The organism is Methylocystis sp. JR02, assembly GCF_030063565.1.
Classification (GTDB): Bacteria; Pseudomonadota; Alphaproteobacteria; order Rhizobiales; family Beijerinckiaceae; genus Methylocystis; species Methylocystis iwaonis.
The window spans coordinates 3,603,203-3,625,496 of the sequence record NZ_JASIRC010000001.1 but is presented as its reverse complement, the minus strand read 5'-3'; the positions used below and the strand labels follow the sequence as shown (position 1 = coordinate 3,625,496).

The following is a 22,294-nucleotide window of genomic DNA, read 5'->3' as shown; positions in this document are numbered from 1 at the left end:
ACAATATCGGAGCCGTTGCGGCGTCTCTTTTCTCATTCTTTCTCCTTCGACGCAGAGAGACCGAAAATCGCAGGCGCTCGAACGTCAATACAAGAAGGTCGCGAACGGCGTCAGACGAATGGCGCGCAAACCGAGCGACATCTCCATTTCGCTAATGATCTGCGCCTCGTCCGCGACGTCGAAAACACCAGAAACGCGGCGACTGCAAGCTGAGGGTTCGACGCAATAAATAAAGCCGCGATGGTAACGCCCAACCGTCGCCAGAACGTCGCCGAGCGGCAGCTTGGTCACGATCAGCTTCCCGCGTCGCCAGGCGGTCGCCGCCTCGACGTCCACGGTTTCGGGCGCGCGCGCCGCTGCGTCTCTCTCATAAGCGCTCTGTTGGCCCTCCTCCACCACGACCGAGGCTCCCCCGCTCATGACCAGCACGCGATGTTCATTCACTGTGACGCGCGCGCCGGAACCGTTCAAGGCGACGTCGAAGGCGGTGCCGAGCGCTGTCGCCGATCCTTCGCCGGCCTCGACGACAAAGGGACGCGCGGGGTCGCGCGCGACATTGAACCAGGCTTCGCCGGATAGCAGGATCACGCGCCGCTCCGCGGCGCTGTAGCGGACCGCGATAGAGGAACTCGCATCGAGCTCCGCCTTTGAGCCGTCTTCCAAGGCGACGACCTTCCTTTCGCCGACGCCGGCATAGTGATCTGCTCGGAGTCGCGTAGCGACGTCGCCCAAGGACAGCAGTAGCGCGAGAGCCGCCGCCAGTCCGGCGACCGCGGCCGCGGCATGGCGTCTACCGCTATGGCGCGGCGTTTGGGCCCGACGCGACGGGCTCATCCCGGCGAGATGGCCAAACATCCGCAGGACCTCCTCGAAGGCCGCCGCATTTTCCGCGTCTTTGGCGCGCCACTGCTCGAAAGCCGCCTTTTCCTCGTTGGACGACAGTCCCGCCCTCAACCTCACGAACCAGTCGATGGCTTCGTCTCCAGCATCGTCGGAGTCGGAGGGCGGTGTTTCAGTGCCAGGCATCATTGATCGAACCGAAATTGCTGCTCTTCGTCTGCTCGCATGGCGCTCAGTCGAGAGAATACTCCTTGCGCGCGAAATGCAAGCTGACCCGGAAATCCGATCGGAATCGCGTAACGCATGGGTTGGCGTAAATATTCTCTCCAGGAAGGCGCTGCATTGGCGCCTGTCGATGCGGCCGGCAAAAGATCAGCGCCCAAGGAGGGCGTCAATAAAGAACGTGCGCTCGGCGAAGAGGAGCCGCGAGACACGGCAAGCGCAGATGCGCCAGCTTCGGTTTCAGCACAACTGAAGGTGCGGGTTCGAAGATGGCGGCGCCTCTCGCGCGCTTTCCGCTCGCATGGGATCATGCGAGCGACGAGAAAGCGCGCAGCTTCAAAAAGCTGAAGCGCATTCATTTCGCAAAAGCGCACCACTTTGCGGAAATGCGCTCTATGACGAGGCGCCGCCTTCTCGCTAATTCGACGCCGCCGCCTTTTTCCAAGGATCAGAGAACCTTGGCGAGGTCAGCAGAGTCTCGTCAGTGAGAGTCTTCAGGAAGGCCAAAAGATCGGCCTTTTCCTGCGGCGTCATGTCGATCTTGACGATCAGGCCGCTTTTGAGCGGGCTCGCTTGTCCGTCGCCGGCGTTCGGCCCTTTCTCGATCTTACGGCCGCCCTTCGAATAAATCTCGATGACGTCTTCGAGCGTCGCGACGGTTCCGTCATGCATGTAGGGGCCTGTCACCGCAATGTTGCGCAGGCTGGGCGCGCGGAATTTGCCCATGTCGTCAGGATCGGACGTTATATCGAAGAGACCGCGGTTCGGAAGGGGATATCCGCCCTTGCCGTCGATGTCGTAAAGCCCGGTGTTGTGAAACGGCGTCTCGGCCTCGCGCGTCTTCACGTGAACAAACTGGTCGTTGAAATTCACGCTGCCGTGGCAGTGATGACACTCCGCTTTCTCGCCGAAATAAAGGTCGTGGCCCCGTTGCTCGGCCTCGCTCAATTTCAGCTTGCCTTGCAAATACTGATCATAGCGGCTGTTGAACGATACGACCCCACGCTCGAATGCGGAAATCGCCTTGACGATGGTTTCGAGGGAGATTGGATCGGTCTTGTCGGGAAACGCCTCCTTGAACCATTTCCGATAATCCGGGTCGGCGCGAAAGCGCGCAAGGATCTCGTTCTTGTTTGCGTCGTTCACGCCCATTTCGATCGGCCGCTCGCCCATCAACGGGTTCGTCATCTGCCGCTCGAGCGTCACCAGCGCCGGATTGGCCCAGGTCAGCGTCCCATGCCATCCCGAATTGATAATCGAGGGGGCGTTTCGGGGCGTATTCTCGCCGGTCGAGCCGACGCTCAACACGCGGCCGTCCGTGAAGGCGCGCTCCTGCAGATGGCAGGAGCTGCACGAAATCGTCCCGTTCCCGGATAAACGCTTATCGTAGAACAAGCGCCTGCCGAGCTGGAACCTCTCCTCCGACATCGGATTGTCCGCAGGAACGCGCGGCGGCGGAACATAGTTGGGCAGGTCCCATTTCCAGCCGGTTTGCTTGGCCGGCTCGGCCATCGCGAAAGACGCGGCGGCGAACCCCAGCAAAGCGATCGCGAAAAGCTGCCCGCGCCTCATTGCTTGCCTCCCGCCAATTTCGCGAGGCCGGCCTTGAAGACCGGGGAGGCGCCTGGCTTCGTTTGCTTGCCTGCCGTCCCGTCGGCGCCGGTGAGATTGAGGCCAAGCGCGGCGAAAATCGCGGGGCATTCCGGATCATCGAGCCCGCTCATGCAACCGACCGCGCCGCCCTTATCGACAAGAAGGTCGCTGTTCTCGAAGAGCCGGGTGAGGTCGAATTCGACGCGCTGCGTCTTCGGATCGAAACGGTCGAAGGTCACGGTGAAACGATTCTCATGCGCACAGGAAACGATTTCGCCCGTGGCGGGATTACCCTTGCAGCCCGTCGAGCCCAGATGCACCGTCCAGGTCTTGGTCTTGGAACCGTCCGCTTTGACGATCGGAGACGGCGGATCGACCTCGAACACCAGGAATCGACGCCCGGCCTGCCAATTCCACGCCATGCCGGCGACATCGAGAGGCGGCGGCGCCGTCTCGACGTTGGAATGGTTGATGGAGACGGGTTTTCCGTCGATAATCGTCTCCACAGGCGCGCCGACGGAAAATTCCAGACCGACATAGGCGCGGCGCGGCGCGGTCCCGGAAATCCTCGCATTCTTGGCCGGATTGCTCTCCGTGCAGGGAGCGTTGCCGCCGCGCGCGTCTTTGAAATCGACCAAAGCGACGTCGCCGTACTGCCATTCGTTTTGCGCGAGCGCAACGGGCGTACGTATGCCCTTGGCGTCGATGAGCTTGACGCCATAGATGTAAAAGCGCGCCTCATGGAGCTTGGCCTGCAGATGGGCGACGCCGAGATTGGCGAGCGGCGCCCCGCAACCGACATCCTTTCCATCCGCCATCAGTCCGAAGTTGATGGCGACAGGCAAATCTTTCGCTGCGGCCTCTCCGACGCCGGCGAGCGCCGCGAGCGTCAATAGCAGCCAAAATGCAGTCCTTCCAATCGATCCCAACATCGCTTCGATCCTCATTCGCAGACCGGAAAACACATACGGCGCGGTTAATCTTCTATGCGGAGCAGTGAGATACTCGCAGGCGTCCAGCGACGCCATGGCGCTTGGCCGCGCGAAAGGGCGATTTCGTCTCGACGCGCCCTCATCGAGCCAATTGTCGCACTCCCCGTCAGATCATCAGAGCTATAGGTTGTCCCAACCTCCTTAGACGCATCAGATCGAGAATAAGGAACCTCCCCGCAGGAATTTTTTCTGCAGCGGGCATGTGTCACTCTAAAGAAGATTTGAGCGCGGCGCGGCAGGTCCGGAAAGCCAGGCTGAGATGCTTACGCACCATCCTGTCGGAGATCTCTAATTTCCGCGCAATCTCGTGGAGGGGAACGTCTTCGTAGATATGAAGCTTGAAAACCTCCCGGCACCGCGGCGGCAGAGAGCTGACAGCCACGTCGAGGAGGCGGGATTTACGTTCATAATCCAGACGTTCGTCGGCGGGAGCATCCGCGGACGGCGCTTCGACCAGATAGTCGCCAAACTGGATATAGCCCGCTTCGGTTCTCCGGCGGCGCACAAAATCGCGCGCCAGATTAGTCGCGATCGTTTTCAGGAAGGCCGGCGGATCATTGATTCTCTCCGGCTTTTCCAGCCGGACGACCCTGACAAAGGTCTCTTGAAGAAGATCCGGCGCGTCGGTCGAGCCGACCTTTCGCGTGAGGTAGCGGAGAAGGTCTCCTTGGCTCGAAAGGAAGACCTCACGAAGCGAATAAGCTTCCCCAACGGGAGCATGCGACTGCTCGCCGCTCGATGAAACGGTTGAAAACACGTTGCTTCTCCCTGACGGCGCTGTCGGCCGCGAGAACCGAAATTATCTTGCGCAGACTCTGGCTGCGTTCGGTCGATCAGGAGAAGAAGGGTGGCGCGCGAGACGACCAGCTATTCAACCGGCCCGGGATGGGCCAGGGTTCGTCCAAGAGGCCATAAGCGGCGATTTGGCGCTCGGGGAACAAGTCCAGGATAGCGAAGCAAGTGACCGCGAACGCCAGAGCAGACGCCGCGCGGCCGCTCGCCAAACAATGGTCGCGGCATTTGGAATGATGGCTGTCGCCATGCGCCGGAGCGGCGTTATCGCCCTCCAGGCTGCACAAGGCGGCGGCTTCCGAGGATGCGTAAAGACCGATGACCCCGGAAAGCTTTATCGCCCCCGCTAATGACGCGAGCTGAAGCAGAAAAATAGATAGCGTGGCGCAAGCGATAAACGCGCGCCGAAAGCTGCTGTATTTTATCCGCCGCCAAGCCATCGCCCCTAAAATGGCCGAAGTCTGTAGAGTGTCAAGCTCCATGGTCGCGCTTGTCCTATCCACCCTTTGCATTTGGATAAGGCTCTGAAAATCACGCCCATCAGTGACCGTCGGCGTGAAACGGGAATTCGGCCGAGATCTTGGCGGGTAGGACAACGAAAGATCGTAACGCGTTCCCGCGGTCGGTCGAGCAGATCGCCACTGGAGCCGCCCCCTCTCGCCCGAGAACTCGTCCTACCCGAGCATAAAGACGTTCCGGCAACTTATAGTTTCATCTTTTCCAGCGCCCCTGGACCGCGCGCCTTCAGGCGCGCTTTTGGCAACGGCGAGCCTGAAGGCTCGCGGTCCAGGGGCGGTAGGCGCCATCTCCGTCGTGACCGCGACTACACCCCATCCGCCAAAGTTGATCGGCTTTTGCGAAAAGAACGCGCTCCAGCTCTTTGAATCTGTGCGCTCTATTATCGCTCGCACGATTCCACGCCAGCGGAAAGCCCGCTAGGGCGCCGCCGGAAACAATTTCGCATGGGCAGGGTTGTTCCCGCGTCTCAACCTGCGGAGAAGCCTCATGCACACTCAGGAGATCATCGGGACGCATCCAGACGTAAAGGGGCAGACCAACCAGGCCCTGATCCGCGCGATCGAGGAATGCTACGACTGCGGACAGAGCTGCATTTCCTGCGCCGACGCTTGTATCGGGGAGCAAGAGGTCACGCGCCTCAGGCAGTGCATCCGCCTCAACCTCGATTGCGCGGACATTTGCTTTGCAGCCGGGGCGATTGCAACGCGCCGCACGGGAAGCAATGAGGAGATCATCCGTTCGACGCTGGAGAGCTGCATGCTGGCCTGCCGTCTCTGCGCAGACGAATGCCAAAAGCACGCGCAGTCGCATGAGCATTGCCGTATCTGCGCGGAGGCCTGTCAGAGCTGCGAACAGGCGTGCCAGCAAGCGGTTCAGTCCCTCGGCGCCACGCACTGAAGCGAGCGCGCAGAGTGAGAGGCGCTACGCGTCAGCGTTCGTGTAGCGCCTCTTGCCCTTTCAATATCGGTTTGAGCAAATAGTCGAGCACGGTTTTCTTGCCTGTCTGAATATTCACGTCGGCGACCATTCCCGGCTTGATCGGGAGGGGGCCGTCCGGACCCTGCAACGCAGCCGTGTCGGTGAGCACGCGGACTCTATAATAGGGGTCGGCGTCCTTCCGCGTCTCGTCCTTGAGAGTGTCGGCGCTGATGAACACAAGCTCTCCGGTGAGCATCCCGTAGATCGTGTAATCATAAGCCGTGATTTTGACATTGGCGCGCTGACCCGTATGCAGGAAGGCGACGTCCTGGGGCCTGATTTCGGCTTCGACATAGAGCTGATCGTCGAGCGGCACGATTTCCATGATGGTCTCGCCGGGAGAGACGACGCCGCCGCGCGTCGTCACTTTCAAATTCTTGACGATTCCCCGCACTGGCGATTTCAGCACGGCATGCGTGAGCGCATCGCGTTTCTGTTCGCGCTGCTGAGTCAGGCTCGCAAGCTCCGCGCTCTTTTTGGTGATCTGGTCGTTGATTTCCTGAAAGTAGGAATTGCGGGCTTCCGCCAGTTGCCCCTTCAGATCGGCCAGCGTCCGCTCGAGCTCGATCTGTTTCAACCTGCTCGACGCGCCCCGCTCCACCATCGGCTTGAGCAGTTCGAGCTGTCGGGAGGTCAGTCCGATGCGTTCGTCGAGCGAAGAAACTGCTTCCGAAAAATGTTGACGCCGCGCATTGAAGAGGCTGATTTCGCCTCGGATGATCTCGTCGTTGGCCTTTACGTCCCGGTTGAAGTCGATGTGATCGGCGCCGCTCAGCTCCGCGTAAAGCCGGCTCAACGCGGCCTTCAAAGCGATCGTCTGGCCGTCGAGATCCTGATAGGCGGCGCGGAACTGCGTGTCCTCGATGACCGCGAGCTTCTGGCCAACTGCAACCTCCTCGCCTTCCTGAACCGCAAGCGACTCCAGGATTCCCCCTTGCAGACTCTGGATAACCTGGCTACGGCTCAATGGCTCGACCTTCCCGGCGCCATTAGTGACCTCGTCGAGCGACGCATTGGCGGCCCAGACCAAAAAAACCACGAGACCAAGCGCGGTAATCCAGAGAAGCGGTCGTGACATCCTGAAGCGGTCGGGGGCTTCGTCCTCCATCGCGGCGGCGATCAGCGCAGCCGCATTGGCGCCGATGCGTTTTATATCCATCACTCGGCCTCCTTCGAGGGCTGTGGATGACGGGCCGGGCCAGCCGTGCGATTGGAAGCGAGCGCCGCAAGCACGCCCTCCACAGGCCCATGGGCGGCGGGGCGGCCCGCGTTGAGCACGATGGCGCGCTGCGTAAGGGCGAGGACCGGTTGGCGATGGGTGGCGACGACGAGCGTGCGGCCAGCGGCCCATTCCCTGATGCGGTTGATGAGCACGAGCTCCAGCGCGTGGTCGATCGCGGCCGTCGGTTCGTCGAGCAGGACAATTCGCGGATCGCGCAGCCATATGCGTGCCAGACCGATCGACTGCCGCTGTCCCCCGGAGACGCCGCCGCCGCCTTCGGTGATCATCCGGTCGAGGCCGAGAGGATGTTCCTGGACAAGGCCCTCCGCGCCGACGAAAGCCAGAGCTTCCAGCAATTCCTCGTCCTGCTTCATCTCGAGCCCGAGACGAAGATTATCCCGCAAGGTGCCGTGAAACAGCCGCACATCCTGCGGCAGATAGGCCACTGATTTCCGCACATCCGCCGGGTCGATCTGCCTGATCTCCGCGCCGTCGAGCAGCAATTGCCCCTGCTGGACGTGATACAGCCCCGCCAAAATCTTCAGCAGCGTCGATTTTCCCGATCCATTGGCGCCGAGAAGAGCTGTGGATGCGCCGGCGTCGAACGACAGGGTGGGGATCTGCAGCGCCGGGTTGCTGTCCTTGTCATAGGCGAAAGCGACGTTTTCGAAACGATAGTTGCCCATAAGCCGTGGCCGGTGAACGAACTTCCTATCCGCCGGACGGTCGACGGGCGCCTCCATGACCGCGTCGAGGCTGTTGAGCGCGGCGCGCATGTGCTGCCAGCGGGCGAAGATGCCGGCAAGTTGCGTGAGTGGCGCGATCGTCCGCGACGAGAGAATCGAGCAGGCGAGCAACGCCCCGACCGTCATCTCGCCGTCGGCGATGCGATAAACGCCGACGACCATCACCAGCACATAGGCGATCTGCTGAACGGCGGTCGCGGAGAACATCAGCAAGCTGGAGATGGTGCGCATACGCACGCCGTTTTGCGCGAGCAACGCCGTATATTCCTCCCATAATCGCTGGAAGCGGCCCTCCGCTTGTGTCGCCTTGACCGTTTCGATACCGGAGAGCGCCTCCATAAGCAGCCCGTGACGGACCGCGCCTTCGCGCAGGTGTTGTTGCGATAGCTCGGAAATCGGCCATTGCGCGATCACGCCGGGAATGACAATCAGCGGCACGGCGCAGGCAAGAACGATCGCGACAGGTCCGCCGATATAAGCGACGATCACGATGAACAAGATGAGGAAGGGAATGTCGCTGAGGGCGCCGATCGTCGCCGAGGTAAAGAATTCGCGCACTGCATCCATTTCTTTGAGCTGGCTGGCGAAAGAGCCGACCGATCGAGGCCGGGCTTCCAGCCGCAAGCCGAGCGCCCTTTCGAAAAGGCGCGCCGATAACGTGAGATCCAGCCGGCGACCGGCGACGTCCATCAGATGCGCGCGCAATATCCGCATGACCGTCTCGAGGACGATCGCAAGACCGACGCCCAGGGCGAGCACCCACAAGGTCGCGAAAGACAGATTTGGGACGACCCGGTCATAGACCTGCTTGGCGAACAGAGACGTTGCGATGGCGAGGAGATTGGCGACGCCCGCGGCAAAAGCCACTTCCAGGAAATTCGGCCAGTAGCGCTTGATTTCATCCCAGAACCAGTGCTTGTCCGGCGCGTCTCCAAACCCGTCGGCGCGGGAGTCGCGCCGCGCCAGAGGCGCGGCCAAGACGACGAGGCCGCTGTGGCGCGCCATCAGGCTCTCGACCGGCGCCGACATTTCGCGCGTGGCCAGTTCGGGCAGAACGATCTTCGCTTTGCCCTCTTTAACGCTGAGAAGCGCCGCCACGGAGCCGTCCTTCATCAGGAGCAGCACGGGCAGAAACCCCGAAACGATCGCGCTGATGTCCTTGCGGCGGACCTGGACGTCGAGGTCTGCGCGGGCGCCGGCGCGCCGGAGGAGATCGGGCGTAAGGCGCCCACCGTCGAGCGGCAGGCCCGCCGTTAGTTCCGAGGCGCTCGCAGGCCGATTGTAAAGTTGGCAGAGCAACAGCAGCCCATCCAGCAAGGAATCCCCCTCGTCGGACTCGCGCGTGCGGGCGCCGGCCTTGATCGACTGAACCTTCCCCAGCTCGGTCATTTCTTCTGCTCCCCGGCGGCGATGTCGAGCAACTGCAGGAGCCTGCCGAGCGCGCTTGCCGCCGAATATTGCAGATCGGAAATCGCATATCGCGCTTCAGCGCCGTTGCGTTCGATGCGATAGACGTCCCCCTGCACCGATGCGAGGTCGGTGAGCGTGCGTTCCCCGAGCAGGAACTGATCTTCATAGATTTTGCGCAGGGCCTTGGCTTTGCGCAGTTGCGCCTCGAGAATACTCACTTGGCTGCGCAGGGTCGGCGCCTTGTCCTGGAATGCGCGGACATCCTCCACCGCCTTGCGGATGGTCGTCTCGGCCGCCCATTGCGCGCTGTCGGCCTGCAGGTGAGCAGCTTCGACACGCTTGAAATTGCTCAGCCCGACGAAGGTCGGCGCAACGAGCCGTAGACCTACGCCCGCGTCGGTCGTGCGCGTATAGGGGTACTGCGAGTTGGAGTACGAGTTATTGGGATATTGCCGCACGAAGCCTTCCGCAGTGAGCTTCGGGAAGAGCTCCGCTTTCGCAGACGCTACGGCATGTTCCGCCGCCCTGCCCTTCGCCAGCGAGGCGGAAGCGGCCGGAGCCAGAGAGGCTTCGGCTCTGACATCCGTTATATCGCCAAGCGCGAGATTGAGGTCTGGAATATCCGAGAGCTGCTTCGGCTCATATCCGACTTTCGACAGGAAGATGCTGCGGGCGTTGCGCAACAGCCCGTTGACATTTTCGAGTTCCGACATCGCCTCGGACTGGTGAACGCCAGCGAGCTCGACTTCGCTGTGGTCTCCGACGCCGCCCTTCGCGCGTTCCTTCGCAAGCTTGGTGAAGCGCTCATGTGCGGCGAGATTATCCTGAGCGGCGCGAACGATCGCCTCGTTTCGCTTGACCGATATATATGCCTGCGCCGCTTCGAGCGCGGCCTTCTCGTGCTCCGCCGCAAGCTCCAATCCCGCCGCTTCGCTTTCCGCATGGGCGCGGTCGACGTCGGCGTCGGTCTTTCCCCAATCGTAGAGCGGCTGACTCACGGTGAACTGGAAATCCGGCAGGCCGGCCGCGCCGAGATTGCGGTAGGCCGAATGTTTTATGCCGCCAGCAGAGCCCTGCAGCGTCGGCTGATAGCCGGCCCGCGCAATATCGATATTGACGCCCGACAAGGCGAGCTGCGAGCCGGCATGCCGAACGCTCGAGCTGTAATCGAGCGCGGCTGAAACGGCTCCGCGCATCGTGTCGAGGCTGACGGGACGTTCTGGGACGGCGGGTGGGGCTGAAACCTCCTTTTTGGGAATAACCTTCTCGCTCGCCACGGCGCGAGTCACGACTTCCGCGGCCATCTCAGGCGGCCCGTCATTTCCGACGCTGGAGCAGCCGTGAAGCGCGAGGGCGGCAAGAAGACAAGCAAACAGGGGGGGCCACATTCCCGACGCTCGCAGAGCGAGCGACCGGAAACCCCGCGTATAACCATAGCTATTTTTGCTCTGCATTCCCGGTCGGATTTCCGGCGCGCCGGGAATGACAAACTCCAATGCAAGCTGTTCAAGAGGAACGAGGAAGAGGCGCCTCGTGAGGCGCCTGACACGCTTTTTCAAGCAGAATTCTCCCGACGTAAAAATCTTTCGACAAATGAAGCTCTCCACTCTGCGCCCGCATGCGCGCGGAGCATCGACGAAAGCCGGTTCCCGCTCCTAATCAGGGATGCGAGCCCCGCTTCTGAATCAGATAGCTCGCTTTGGCGCTTGTCATTTCCGACGAGCCGGAGGCCCGATCGGTGATGACGCCGAACCAATCAAACCGATCGCGTCTCAGACAACCACTATTCCCTGCTGAATCCAGACATCGCCAAATGTATGGGCCGCATCGAGCGCGCTGTTGTGATAAACATCGAAGGTCACGGAACCCACGGTCTGCGTGTTCGTAACCGACCACGCGCCGCCGCCATCGATGAGGTTCACAGTCGACGTTGCGCTGCCCGCAATCTCGATATGGCCGAGCGTCGACGCCGCTTCGGGTTCGTTCAACACGTCGGACAGGCGGATATCGAGCTCATTGCCGCCGCTTCCCAGGTCGAACTTCTCGAAGCCCTGGACCCTGTCGCCATAGGCGCCAAGGTTCAGAACCAGACCAGACCCATCCAGCGCCAGAGTATCGATCCCCTCTCCGCCATCGACGCGCGTGAAATTGAGGCCGGCAAGATGGATCGCATCGCTTCCCTGCCCGCCATAGGCCACGTCGTGCAAGACGCTGGTCGCGGTCGTGCCGGTCGTGTCCGTGCCGATGCCGAGTATCGTATCATTGCCCAGACCGCCGCTGATCCGATCGACGCCGTCAACAATCGACGCGGCCCCGATCGTCGTGCCTCCGGCAACCAGCGTATCGTTCCCGACTGTGAAGGATTGGGTGAGCGCGCTGGTCGATCCCAGGAAGCTGTAGAATCCGCCGGCGCCCGTATTGATCCCCCAGGCGCCGATGGCAAAGTCGCTTATGCCGTCGCCGTTCCAATCGCCCATAGCCGTGCTGACGCCAAGGAGAGAACCAGCGCCCAAATCGTCGAGCCTTACGGCGGTCCCGCCGGAGACCATCGATTCGAGATTGCCGCTTACAAAGCCCCCGCCCGCGGCGCCATAGACCAAATATACGCTGCCGCTGTCGGTCCCGCCCGCGTCGATCCCTGGCGCGCCGATCAGGAAATCATCGACGCCATCGCCATTGACGTCGCCGGCGCCGCGAATATCGTAGCCCAGCCAGCCGTTTGTTGCGTTGGTCGACAGGCTGCTGGTCAGCGTGAAACCTGTGGCGCCGCTCGCCGCGGTCGCAATCGACCCGGAGGCCCATCCAGATTGGCTGCCGTATAGCACGTACACACGCCCTGGCGCGAAGCCATCCTCTAGCCCATCGCCCCATTCGGGAGAGCCGATCGCAAAATCCCCAAACCCGTCGCCATTGATGTCGCCCAATGCGGCGATCGTATTTCCTTCGCCCGAGCGCCACGCATCAGCCGAGCCGTTATTGCCGTAGTCCAATTGAACGCCGCCGAGGTCTTCTCCGGCCTGAGAGCCATCGAGGCGAATGGCCTGTCCGGCAGAAAGCAGAGAAGTAATATTCACGTCGGAGGCGAGACCGCCCTGCTGCCCAAAAACGAGATAAGCCGCGCCCGAGTTCGGCGTGGTTATGTCGCCCAGCCGCGGATCGGTGACAACGAAATCGAGAATCCCGTCGCCATTCACATCACCCACATTCTGGACCTTGCCGCCGAAGTGCGCGGCGCCCGTGTCGTTGGTGCCAATCGTGGTCTGGGCGCCCGCTCCCAACTGGGTGTTGGTCACGGAGTCGTATAGACCGTTTCCGTTTCCATATAGATTCGTCCAGACCGCCGCCCCCGCGCCCGAATGGCCATAGAGCACGTGCAACGCGCCGGCGGTCAACGTGCCGACGGGCGACGACTCGGCCGAGTAACCGCTGGGATCGCTCAAAAGCAGATCCGCATAGCCGTCATTGTTCAAATCCGTGCCGCCGGCCGCGGCCCCAAACAAAACGGAGCCCGCGACGCCGTGGATTGCGAAACCGTCGCTCGTCGCGGTTGTATCCATCGAGCCCAGGCTGATCGTCCCTGTGGCCGCAGCGCGTCCCCAGATGACAAAGGCGCCGTCGTTCAGCACAGATGTCACGAGAAGGTCGCTAAATCCGTCGCCGTTCAGGTCGCCGATCCCCTGAACTTGCAAGCCCTGAATGTCTTGGTCCCCCGAAACGCCCTGCCCAGTGATATGCAGCGCCTTCGACGCCAATAGGCTATCGGCGTCGCTGGTCGACGGCAAACCATTGGCGGAGCCATAAATCAGGTAGAGTTCCGATGCCCCTCCGACCGTATCGCCAAAGTGGGCGTGCGGGCCCGAAACCGCATAGTCCATGTATCCGTCGCCGTTGAAATCCCCGGCCGGGCTCGCCGCAAAGCCGAGACCATCGTGAGATTGCACGGAATAACCCGCATTCGCGGTCGTAAACGTCCCGGTCGAAATTGTGAGCAAGCTTCCGGACGTGCTCGAGCTATCGAAATACCCCGCCTTTGCATTCCCCGCCGGGTCGGTCATTTCCACTTTCAAATTATAGACGGCGTCCGGAAGAGACGGCAGCGTGAAGCTAATGACCGCCGACGAGCCGGCGAACTCCGCGCTGAAGTTGTCGTTGCTGACCAGCACCCGCTCGCCGGCGTCGATAACATTGTTGTTATTCGCGTCGTCCCACAAGTTGAGGGTCGTATTGCCTGCTTCGATCGAGGCGCCGTCGGCCGCGTTGACGCCGCTGACATATACTGTGACTGTCGGCGTCGAGAGGGCGGTGATGTTATCGGTGGTGCTCGGACCCGTGTCGCTCGCACTGGCAAGGTCGATCAGGAGCGTGCCGGAGGGCGCCGTCGTATCCACCGCCACAGCGAAGGGCGACGAGGCCGTCCCCTCATTGCCGGCTGCGTCCGCCACCACCGCCGTATAGCTGTGCGTCCCTTCCGAGAGCCCGGAGAGCGCCAGCGTCCAGCCCGTCCCCGAGACGCTCGCTGTCCCAATGAGCGTCGCGCCTTCGTAGACCCGAAGCTCCTCGCCCGCCGCAAGCGGCGCGGACAGAGTCCCGTTCAGGACCGGCGACGAATCGTCCGTCGCCGTCCCGCTGAGGTAGTTCCCCTGCTGCGTCCCGATGTTGTCCGTGAAGCTGGCGATGCTGGCGATGGCCGCCGGCGCCGTCGTATCGACCGCCACAGCGAAGGGCGACGACGCGGTCCCCTCATTGCCGGCCGCGTCCGCCACCACCGCCGTGTAGCTGTGCGTCCCCTCCGAGAGTCCGGAGAGTCCCAGCGTCCAGCTCGTCCCCGAGACGCTCGCCGTCCCAATGAGCGTCGCGCCTTCGTAGACGCGCACTTCCTCGCCCGCCGCCAGGGGCGCCGACAGCGTTCCGTTCAGAACCGGCGATGAATCGTCCGTCGCCGTCCCGCTGAGGTAGTTCCCCTGCTGCGTCCCGACATTGTCCGTGAAGCTGGCGATGTTGGCGGCGACAGTCGGCGCCGTCGTATCCACCGCCACAGCGAAGGGCGACGAGGCCGCCCCCTCATTGCCGGCTGCGTCCGCCACCACCGCCGTGTAGCTGTGCATTCCTTCCGAAAGCCCGGAGAGCGCCAGCGTCCAGCTCGTCCCCGAGACTCTCGCCGTCCCGACCAGCGTCGCGCCTTCGTAGACCCGCACTTCCTCGCCAGCCGCCAGCGGCGCCGAGAGCGTTCCATTCAGCACCGGCGATGAGTCGTCCGTCGCCGTCCCGCTGAGGTAGTTCCCCTGCTGCGTCCCGATGTTGTCCGTGAAGCTGGCGATGTTGGTGGCGACAGTCGGCGCCGTCGTATCCACCGCCACAGCGAAGGCCGCCGACGCCGTCCCCTCATTGCCCGCCGCGTCCGCCACCACCGCCGTGTAGCTGTGCGTCCCCTCCGAGAGTCCGGAGAGCGCCAGAGTCCAACTCGTCCCCGAGACGCTCGCCGTCCCAATGAGCGTCGCGCCTTCGTAGACCCGCACTTCCTCGCCCGCCGCCAGCGGCGCCGACAGCGTTCCATTCAGCACCGGCGAGGCGTCGTCCGTGCTCGTCGCGCTGGGGTAATCGCCCTGGTGCGCGCCGACGTTGTCGGTGAAGGTCGCAATCGTCGCCGTCGTGACCGGCGCCGTCGTATCGACCGCCACGGCGAAGGGAGACGACGCCGTCCCCTCATTGCCGGCCGCGTCCGCCACCACCGCCGTGTAGCTGTGCGTCCCTTCCGAGAGGCCGGAAAGCGCCAGCGTCCAGCTCGTCCCCGAGACCGTGGCCGTCCCAATGAGCGTCGCCCCTTCGTAGACCCGCACTTCCTCGCCAGCCGCCAGCGGCGCCGACAGCGTTCCGTTCAGGACCGGCGACGAATCGTCCGTGCTCGTCGCGCTGGGGTAATCGCCCTGGTGCGCGCCGACGTTGTCGGTGAAGGTCGCAATCGCCGCCGTTGTGACCGGCGCCGTCGTATCGACCGCCACAGCGAAGGGCGACGACGCCGTGCCCTCATTGCCCGCCGCGTCCGCGACGACCGCCGTATAGCTGTGCGTCCCTTCCGAGAGCCCGGACAGCGCCAGAGTCCAGCCCGTCCCCGAGACGCTCGCCGTCCCGACCAGCGTCGCGCCTTCGTAGACCCGAAGCTCCTCACCCGCAGCCAGCGGCGCCGATAGCGTTCCATTCAGCACCGGCGAAGCATCGTCCGTGCTCGTCGCGCTGGGGTAATCGCCTTGGTGCGCGCCGACGTTGTCGGTGAAGGTCGCAATCGCCGCCGTTGTGACCGGCGCCGTCGTATCGACCGCCACAGCGAAGGGCGACGACGCCGTGCCCTCATTGCCCGCCGCGTCCGCCACCACGGCCGTATAGCTGTGCGTCCCCTCCGAGAGCCCGGAGAGCGCCAGCGTCCAGCTCGTCCCCGAGACGCTCGCCGTCCCGACCAACGTCGCGCCTTCGTAGACCCGCACTTCCTCGCCCGCCGCCAGCGGCGCCGACAGAGTCCCGTTCAGAACAGGCGATGAATCGTCCGTCGCCGTCCCGCTGGCGTAGTTCCCCTGGTTCGTCCCGACATTGTCGGTGAAGCTGGCGATGACAGTGTTGGCCGCCGGCGCCGTCGTATCCACCGCCACGGCGAAGGGAGACGACGCCGTCCCCTCATTGCCCGCCGCGTCCGCCACCACCGCCGTGTAGCTGTGCGTCCCCTCCGAGAGCCCGGAGAGCGCCAGAGTCCAACTCGTCCCCGAGACGCTCGCCGTCCCGACCAACGTCGCGCCTTCGTAGACCCGCATTTCCTCGCCCGCCGCCAACGGCGCCGACAGCGTCCCGTTCAGAACCGGCGATGAATCGTCCGTCGCCGTCCCGCTGGCGTAGTTCCCCTGGTTCGTCCCGACATTGTCGGTGAAGCTGGCGATGACAGTGTTGGCCGCCGGCGCCGTCGTATCCACCGCCACAGCGAATGGCGGCGAGGCCGTCCCTTCATTGCCGGCGGCGTCCCTCACCACCGCCGTGTAGCTGTGCGTCCCCTCCGAGAGGCCAGAGAGCGCTAGCGTCCAACTCGCCCCCGAGACGCTCGCCGTCCCGACTAGCGTCGCCCCTTCGTAGACACGCACTTCCTCGCCCGCCGCCAGCGGCGCGGACAGAGTCCCGTTCAGAACAGGCGACGAATCGTCCGTCGCCGTCCCGCTGAGGTAGTTCCCCTGCTGCGTCCCGACATTGTCCGTGAAGCTGGCGATGTTGGCGGCGACAGTCGGCGCCATCGTATCCACCGCCACAGCGAAGGCCGCCGAGGCTGTCCCCTCATTGCCCGCCGCGTCCGCCACCACCGCCGTATAGCTGTGCGTCCCTTCCGCAAGCCCGGAGAGCGCCAGCGTCCAGCCCGTCCCCGAGACGCTCGCCGTCCCAATGAGCGTCGCGCCTTCGTAGACGCGCACTTCCTCGCCCGACGCCAGCGGCGCCGACAGCGTTCCGTTCAGAACCGGCGAGGCGTCGTCCGTGCTCGTCGCGCTGGGGTAATCGCCCTGGTGCGCGCCGACATTGTCGGTGAAACTGGCGATGTTGGCGGCGACAGTCGGCGCCGTCGTATCCACCGCCACAGCGAAGGCCGCCGACGCCGTCCCCTCATTGCCGGCTGCGTCCGCCACCACCGCCGTATAGCTGTGCGTTCCCTCCGCGAGACCGGAGAGTCCCAGCGTCCAGCTCGTCCCCGAGACGCTCGCCGTCCCAATGAGCGTCGCGCCTTCGTAGACCCGCAGCTCCTCGCCCGCCGCCAGCGGCGCCGACAGCGTTCCGTTCAGAACCGGAGACGCGTCGTCCGTGCTCGTCGCGCTGGGGTAATCGCCCTGGTGCAACCCGACATTGTCCGTGAAGCTGGCGATGTTGGCGGCGACAGTCGGCGCCGTCGTATCCACCGCCACAGCGAAGGGCGACGAGGCCGTCCCCTCATTGCCGGCGGCGTCCGCCACCACCGCCGTATAGCTGTGCGTTCCTTCCGAGAGGCCGGAAAGCGCCAGCGTCCAGCTCGTCCCCGAGACGTTCGCCGTCCCAATGAGCGTCTTGCCTTCGTAGACCCGCAGCTCCTCGCTCGACGCCAACGGCGCCGACAGCGTTCCGTTCAGAACCGGCGATGAATCGTCCGTCGCCGTCCCGCTGAGGTAGTTCCCTTGGTGCGCGCCGACGTTGTCCGTGAAGCTGGCGATGATAGTGGTGGCCGTCGGCGCCGTCGTATCGACCGCCACAGCGAAGGCCGCCGACGCCGTCCCCTCATTGCCGGCGGCGTCCGCCACCACCGCCGTGTAGCTGTGCGTTCCCTCCGAGAGCCCGGAGAGCGCCAGCGTCCAACTCGTCCCCGAGACGCTCGCCGTCCCAATGAGCGTCGCGCCTTCGTAAACCCGAAGCTCCTCGCCCGCCGCCAACGGCGCCGACAGCGTTCCGTTCAACACCGGCGACGCATCGTCCGTCGCCGTTCCGCTGGCGTAATTCCCCTGCTGTGTCCCGATATTGTCCGTGAAGCTGGCGATGACAGTGGTGGTCGCCGGCGCCGTCGTATCGACCGCCACAGCGAAGGGAGACGACGCCGTTCCTTCATTGCCGGCGGCGTCCGCCACCACCGCCGTGTAGTTGTGCGTCCCCTCCGAGAGCCCGGAAAGCGCCAGCGTCCAGCTCGTCCCCGAGACCGTGGCCGTCCCGACCAGCGTCGCGCCTTCGTAGACCCGCAGCTCCTCGCCCGACGCCAGCGGCGCCGACAGCGTTCCGTTCAGAACCGGCGATGAATCGTCTGTCGCCGTCCCGCTGAGGTAGTTCCCTTGGTGCGCGCCGACGTTGTCGGTGAAGCTGGCGATGATAGTGGTGGCCGTCGGCGCCGTCGTATCCACCGCCACAGCGAAGGGAGACGACGCCGTCCCTTCATTGCCGGCGGCGTCCGCCACCACCGCCGTATAGCTGTGCGTCCCTTCCGAGAGCCCGGAGAGCGCCAGAGTCCAGCTCGTCCCCGAGACGCTCGCCGTCCCGACCAGCGTCGCGCCTTCGTAGACCCGCACTTCCTCGCCCGCGACCAACGGCGCCGACAGCGTTCCGTTCAACACCGGCGATGAATCGTCCGTCGGCGTTCCGCTGGCGTAGTTCCCCTGCTGCGTCCCGATATTGTCGGTGAAGCTGGCGATGTTGGTGGCGACAGTCGGCGCCGTCGTATCCACCGCCACAGCGAAGGGCGACGACGCCGTCCCTTCATTGCCCGCCGCGTCCCTCACCACCGCCGTATAGCTGTGCGTCCCTTCCGAGAGCCCGGAGAGCGCCAGCGTCCAGCTCGTCCCCGAGACGCTCGCCGTCCCGACCAGCGTCGCGCCTTCGTAGACGCGCACTTCCTCGCCCGCCGCCAGCGGCGCCGAGAGCGTTCCATTCAGCACCGGCGACGCATCGTCCGTCGCTGTCCCGCTCAGGTAATTCCCCTGCTGCGTCCCGACATTGTCGGTGAAGCTGGCGATGCTGGCGGCGACAGTCGGCGCCGTCGTATCCACCGCCACAGCGAAGGCCGCCGACGCCGTCCCCTCATTGCTGGCGGCGTCCGCCACCACCGCCGTGTAGCTGTGCGTCCCTTCCGAGAGCCCGGAGAGCGCCAACGTCCAACTCGTCCCCGAGACCGTGGCCGTCCCGACCAGCGTCGCGCCTTCGTAGATTCGCACTTCCTCGCCAGCCGCAAGGGGCGCCGACAGCGTTCCATTCAGCACCGGCGACGCATCGTCCGTCGCCGTCCCGCTGAGGTAGTTCCCCTGCTGCGTCCCGACGTTGTCCGTGAAACTGGCGATGTTGGCGGCCACAGTCGGCGCCGTCGTATCCACCGCCACAGCGAAGGGCGACGACGCCGTCCCCTCGTTGCCGGCGGCGTCCGCCACCACCGCCGTGTAGCTGTGCGTCCCTTCCGAGAGCCCGGAAAGCGCCAGCGTCCAGCTTGTCCCCGAGACGCGCGCCGTCCCAATGAGCGTCGCGCCTTCGTAGACCCGCACTTCCTCGCCAGCCGCCAACGGCGCCGACAGCGTTCCGTTCAGAACCGGAGACGCGTCGTCCGTGCTCGTCGCGCTGGGGTAATCGCCCTGTTGCGCGCCGACATTGTCGGTGAAGGTCGCAATCGTCGCCGTTGTGACCGGCGCCGTCGTATCGACCGCCACGGCGAAGGCCGCCGACGCCGTCCCCTCATTGCCGGCTGCGTCCGCCACCACCGCCGTGTAGCTGTGCGTCCCTTCCGAGAGACCGGAGAGTCCCAGCGTCCAACTCGTGCCCGAGACGCTCGCCGTCCCAATGAGCGTCGCGCCTTCGTAGACCCGCAGCTCCTCGCCCGACGCCAACGGCGCCGAGAGCGTTCCATTCAGAACCGGCGACGCGTCGTCCGTGCTCGTCGCGCTGGTGTAATCGCCCTGGTGCGCGCCGACATTGTCGGTGAAGGTCGCAATCGTCGCCGTCGTTACCGGCGCCGTCGTATCGACCGCCACGGCGAAGGGCGACGACGCCGTCCCCTCATTGCCGGCTGCGTCCGCCACCACCGCCGTGTAGCTGTGCGTCCCTTCCGAGAGGCCGGAGAGCGCCAGAGTCCAACTCGTCCCCGAGACGCTCGCCGTCCCGACCAGCGTCGCGCCTTCGTAGACCCGCACTTCCTCGCCAGCCGCCAGCGGCGCCGACAGCGTTCCGTTCAGAACCGGCGAGGCGTCGTCCGTGCTCGTCGCGCTGGGGTAATCGCCTTGGTGCGCGCCGACGTTGTCGGCGAAGGTCGCAATCGCCGCCGTTGTGACCGGCGCCGTCGTATCCACCCCCACAGCGAAGGGAGACGAGGCCGTCCCTTCATTGCCGGCCGTGTCGGCGAGCACCGCCGTGTAGCTGTGCGTCCCTTCCGAGAGCCCGGAAAGCGCCAGCGTCCAGCTCGTCCCCGAGACGCTCGCCGTCCCAATGAGCGTCGCGCCTTCGTAGACCCGCACTTCCTCGCCCGCCGCAAGCGGCGCCGACAGCGTTCCGTTCAGAACCGGAGACGCGTCGTCCGTGCTCGTCGCGCTCGGGTAGTCGCCCTGGTGCAACCCGACATTGTCGGTGAAGGTCGCAATCGTCGCCGTCGTTACCGGCGCCGTCGTGTCGACTGTCAGCACGAAGGGAGACGAGATCGCGCCATCAATGCCGGTTGCGTCCGCCACCACCGCCGTGTAGCTGTGCGTTCCTTCCGAGAGGCCGGAAAGCGCCAGCGTCCAACTCGTCCCCGAAACGCTCGCCGTTCCGACCAGAGTCGCGCCCTCATAGACGCGCACTTCCTCGCCCGGCGGCAGCGGCGCGGAAATCGCGCCGTGCAGAACCGGCGAGGCGTCGTCCGTCGCGGTCCCGCTCGCATAATCACCCCGGTTCGCGCCGACGCTATCGCTGAAACTCGCGATCCTCGTTGCGATGGAGTCGATATAATCGACTGTCGCAGCGGGAGCGGTGTTTCCGTTGATGTCGGTCGCCGTCGCCGTCACCAACCCGCTGGTCTGGGCTGTTGGGGCCTCGATAAGGTAATGGCCCGCCAAATCGGCGACCGTCGTCGAGGTCGAACCGTCCGGCCAGGTGACGGTCACCGTCGCGCCGGGCTCCGCGGAACCCGAGGCTTCGGGCTGATCGTAACTATTCGCCTCGGCGACAGCGAGCGTCAGCGCCGGCGGGGTCGTGTCTGTATAGGTCGCCGTCGTGGCTGGGCTTACCTCGCCGGCGAGATCCGTCGCCGTCGCCGTCACCAGGCCGCTCGGCTGCACTGTCGGCGCCTCGACCGCATATTGACCAGCGGCGTCCACCACCGTCGTCGAAATCGAGCCGTCCGGCCAGGTCACCGTCACCGTCGAGCCGGGCCCCGCCACGCCCGCCGCTTCCGGCAGGCCGTCGGCGTCGGCGTCGGACACGGCGAGCGTCGGCGGATCGATAAAGATCGTCGAGGCGGCCGGACCCACATTGCCGTTGATGTCCGTCGCCGTCGCGGTCACCGGCCCGGTCGGCTGCACTGTCGGCGCCTCGACCGTGTATTGACCCGAGGCGTCGGCCGTCACGGAAGATGTCGTTCCGTCCGGCCAGGTCAGCGTTACGGTGGAGCCGGGCTCGGCCGTCCCCGAGGCCTCGGGCCGGCCGTTGAGGTTGGCGTCTATGGCGGCAAGCGTCGGCGCCGCGGGGGGCGTCGTGTCCGTATAGGTCGCCGTCGCCGACGGACTCGTCGCGCCAGTCGGGCTTGTCCCCACCGCTGACACTGCGCCATTCGGCTGGACTGTCGGCGACTCGGCCGTGTAATGGCCGGACGCGTCCGTCGTCGTTACGGACGTAGAGCCGTCGGGCCAGGTCACCGTCACCGTCGAGCCGGGCGCCGCTGTCCCCGCAACTTCCGGTCGGCCGTTGGCGTTCGCGTCGGAGAGCGTCAGCGTCGGCGCCGCAGGCGCAACGGGCGCGGCGGGCGGAAACCAGGCGAACGGATATGCGCCGCCGCCACTGCCGCCGCCACCGGCGGCCGCAACGCCAGCCGCGGCGCCTCCGGCGCCGAGCAGCGCCAACGGCAAGAGCGCCATATCGGGCAGGCCGCCGGCGTGCTCCGGCGCGCTTTGATCATCGATGCGCGCGCATGAATCCTCCGGCAGGATCGGCTGAAGGATTCCCTGGCGGTCGTCCCTGAAGTTTATTTCGATGTAGCGGCCGTCGACGCCCTCGGCGTCAGCCTCCGCGCAGTCGTCTTTTTCCAGAAACAAGACCGGACGGCCGTCCGCGTCGTCTCTGAAGAAATTATTCAGGCGGATCCATTCGCCATTCGTCAACACGAGAATAAGATCGTCGCCCTGACGCTCGTAAACAGCAACCCTGTTTGCGTGAAGCGCCAAAGCCACGCGCTCGGCATGGCCTGCATCCAGAGTGGCCCTCTTCCCGGAAAGAATGACCGTGTGCGCGGAGTGCGATCCAGAATTGACGACTTGCGTGCGAAGCTTCAT

The 22,294-nt window shown here is 64.5% G+C and carries 9 protein-coding genes; 1 reads left to right on the top strand and 8 read right to left on the bottom strand.

The features are described 5' to 3' along the window. Positions 1–84: 84 nt before the first annotated feature. The 4 genes from QNA11_RS17235 to QNA11_RS17220 all read right to left on the bottom strand — a co-directional run bounded on the left by QNA11_RS17235 (position 85) and on the right by QNA11_RS17220 (position 4,404). A complete protein-coding gene (locus QNA11_RS17235) occupies positions 85–1,029 on the bottom strand; it encodes a FecR family protein (RefSeq protein WP_283483951.1) in 945 nt (314 codons plus the stop codon). Positions 1,030–1,479: 450 nt separating this feature from the next. Further along, positions 1,480–2,634 (bottom strand): MbnH family di-heme enzyme, encoded by a 1,155-nt coding sequence (locus QNA11_RS17230; RefSeq protein ID WP_349362208.1) that lies wholly within the window; start codon positions 2,632–2,634, stop codon positions 1,480–1,482. Continuing rightward, positions 2,631–3,587, bottom strand: a complete 957-nt coding sequence (locus tag QNA11_RS17225; RefSeq protein WP_202072055.1) for an MbnP family copper-binding protein — start codon at positions 3,585–3,587, stop codon at positions 2,631–2,633. The genes QNA11_RS17230 and QNA11_RS17225 overlap by 4 nt, the downstream gene beginning before the upstream one ends. A gap of 265 nt (positions 3,588–3,852) precedes the next feature. Continuing rightward, entirely contained in the window at positions 3,853–4,404 is a 552-nt protein-coding gene (locus tag QNA11_RS17220) for an RNA polymerase sigma factor (RefSeq protein ID WP_283483950.1), read from the bottom strand. Positions 4,405–5,444: 1,040 nt separating this feature from the next. Between QNA11_RS17220 and QNA11_RS17215 the strand changes: the two genes are divergently transcribed. After that, complete coding sequence (locus tag QNA11_RS17215) at positions 5,445–5,855, top strand: four-helix bundle copper-binding protein (RefSeq protein WP_283483949.1); 411 nt, start codon at positions 5,445–5,447, stop codon at positions 5,853–5,855. Positions 5,856–5,886: 31 nt separating this feature from the next. Here QNA11_RS17215 and QNA11_RS17210 read toward each other — a convergent pair whose 3' ends face one another. The 4 genes from QNA11_RS17210 to QNA11_RS17195 all read right to left on the bottom strand — a co-directional run bounded on the left by QNA11_RS17210 (position 5,887) and on the right by QNA11_RS17195 (position 22,294). Next, positions 5,887–7,095 (bottom strand): HlyD family type I secretion periplasmic adaptor subunit, encoded by a 1,209-nt coding sequence (locus QNA11_RS17210; protein ID WP_283484234.1) that lies wholly within the window; start codon positions 7,093–7,095, stop codon positions 5,887–5,889. Then, complete coding sequence (locus QNA11_RS17205) at positions 7,095–9,293, bottom strand: type I secretion system permease/ATPase (protein ID WP_283483948.1); 2,199 nt, start codon at positions 9,291–9,293, stop codon at positions 7,095–7,097. The genes QNA11_RS17210 and QNA11_RS17205 overlap by 1 nt, the downstream gene beginning before the upstream one ends. After that, a complete protein-coding gene (locus tag QNA11_RS17200; RefSeq protein WP_283483947.1) occupies positions 9,290–10,702 on the bottom strand; it encodes a TolC family protein in 1,413 nt (470 codons plus the stop codon). Before QNA11_RS17200 ends, QNA11_RS17205 begins: the two co-directional genes overlap by 4 nt. 384 nt (positions 10,703–11,086) lie before the next feature. Next, complete coding sequence (locus QNA11_RS17195) at positions 11,087–22,294, bottom strand: Ig-like domain-containing protein (RefSeq protein WP_283483946.1); 11,208 nt, start codon at positions 22,292–22,294, stop codon at positions 11,087–11,089.

What these genes read in the sequence shown, in the direction of transcription:
- QNA11_RS17235 (WP_283483951.1), bottom strand. Translation starts at nt 1,029, where the DNA reads ATGATGCCTGGCACTGAAACACCGCCCTCCGACTCCGACGATGCTGGA.
- QNA11_RS17230 (WP_349362208.1), bottom strand. Translation starts at nt 2,634, where the DNA reads ATGAGGCGCGGGCAGCTTTTCGCGATCGCTTTGCTGGGGTTCGCCGCC.
- QNA11_RS17225 (WP_202072055.1), bottom strand. Translation starts at nt 3,587, where the DNA reads ATGTTGGGATCGATTGGAAGGACTGCATTTTGGCTGCTATTGACGCTC.
- QNA11_RS17215 (WP_283483949.1), top strand. Translation starts at nt 5,445, where the DNA reads ATGCACACTCAGGAGATCATCGGGACGCATCCAGACGTAAAGGGGCAG.
- QNA11_RS17210 (WP_283484234.1), bottom strand. Translation starts at nt 7,095, where the DNA reads ATGGATATAAAACGCATCGGCGCCAATGCGGCTGCGCTGATCGCCGCC.
- QNA11_RS17205 (WP_283483948.1), bottom strand. Translation starts at nt 9,293, where the DNA reads ATGACCGAGCTGGGGAAGGTTCAGTCGATCAAGGCCGGCGCCCGCACG.
- QNA11_RS17200 (WP_283483947.1), bottom strand. Translation starts at nt 10,702, where the DNA reads ATGTGGCCCCCCCTGTTTGCTTGTCTTCTTGCCGCCCTCGCGCTTCAC.
- QNA11_RS17195 (WP_283483946.1), bottom strand. Translation starts at nt 22,294, where the DNA reads ATGAAGCTTCGCACGCAAGTCGTCAATTCTGGATCGCACTCCGCGCAC.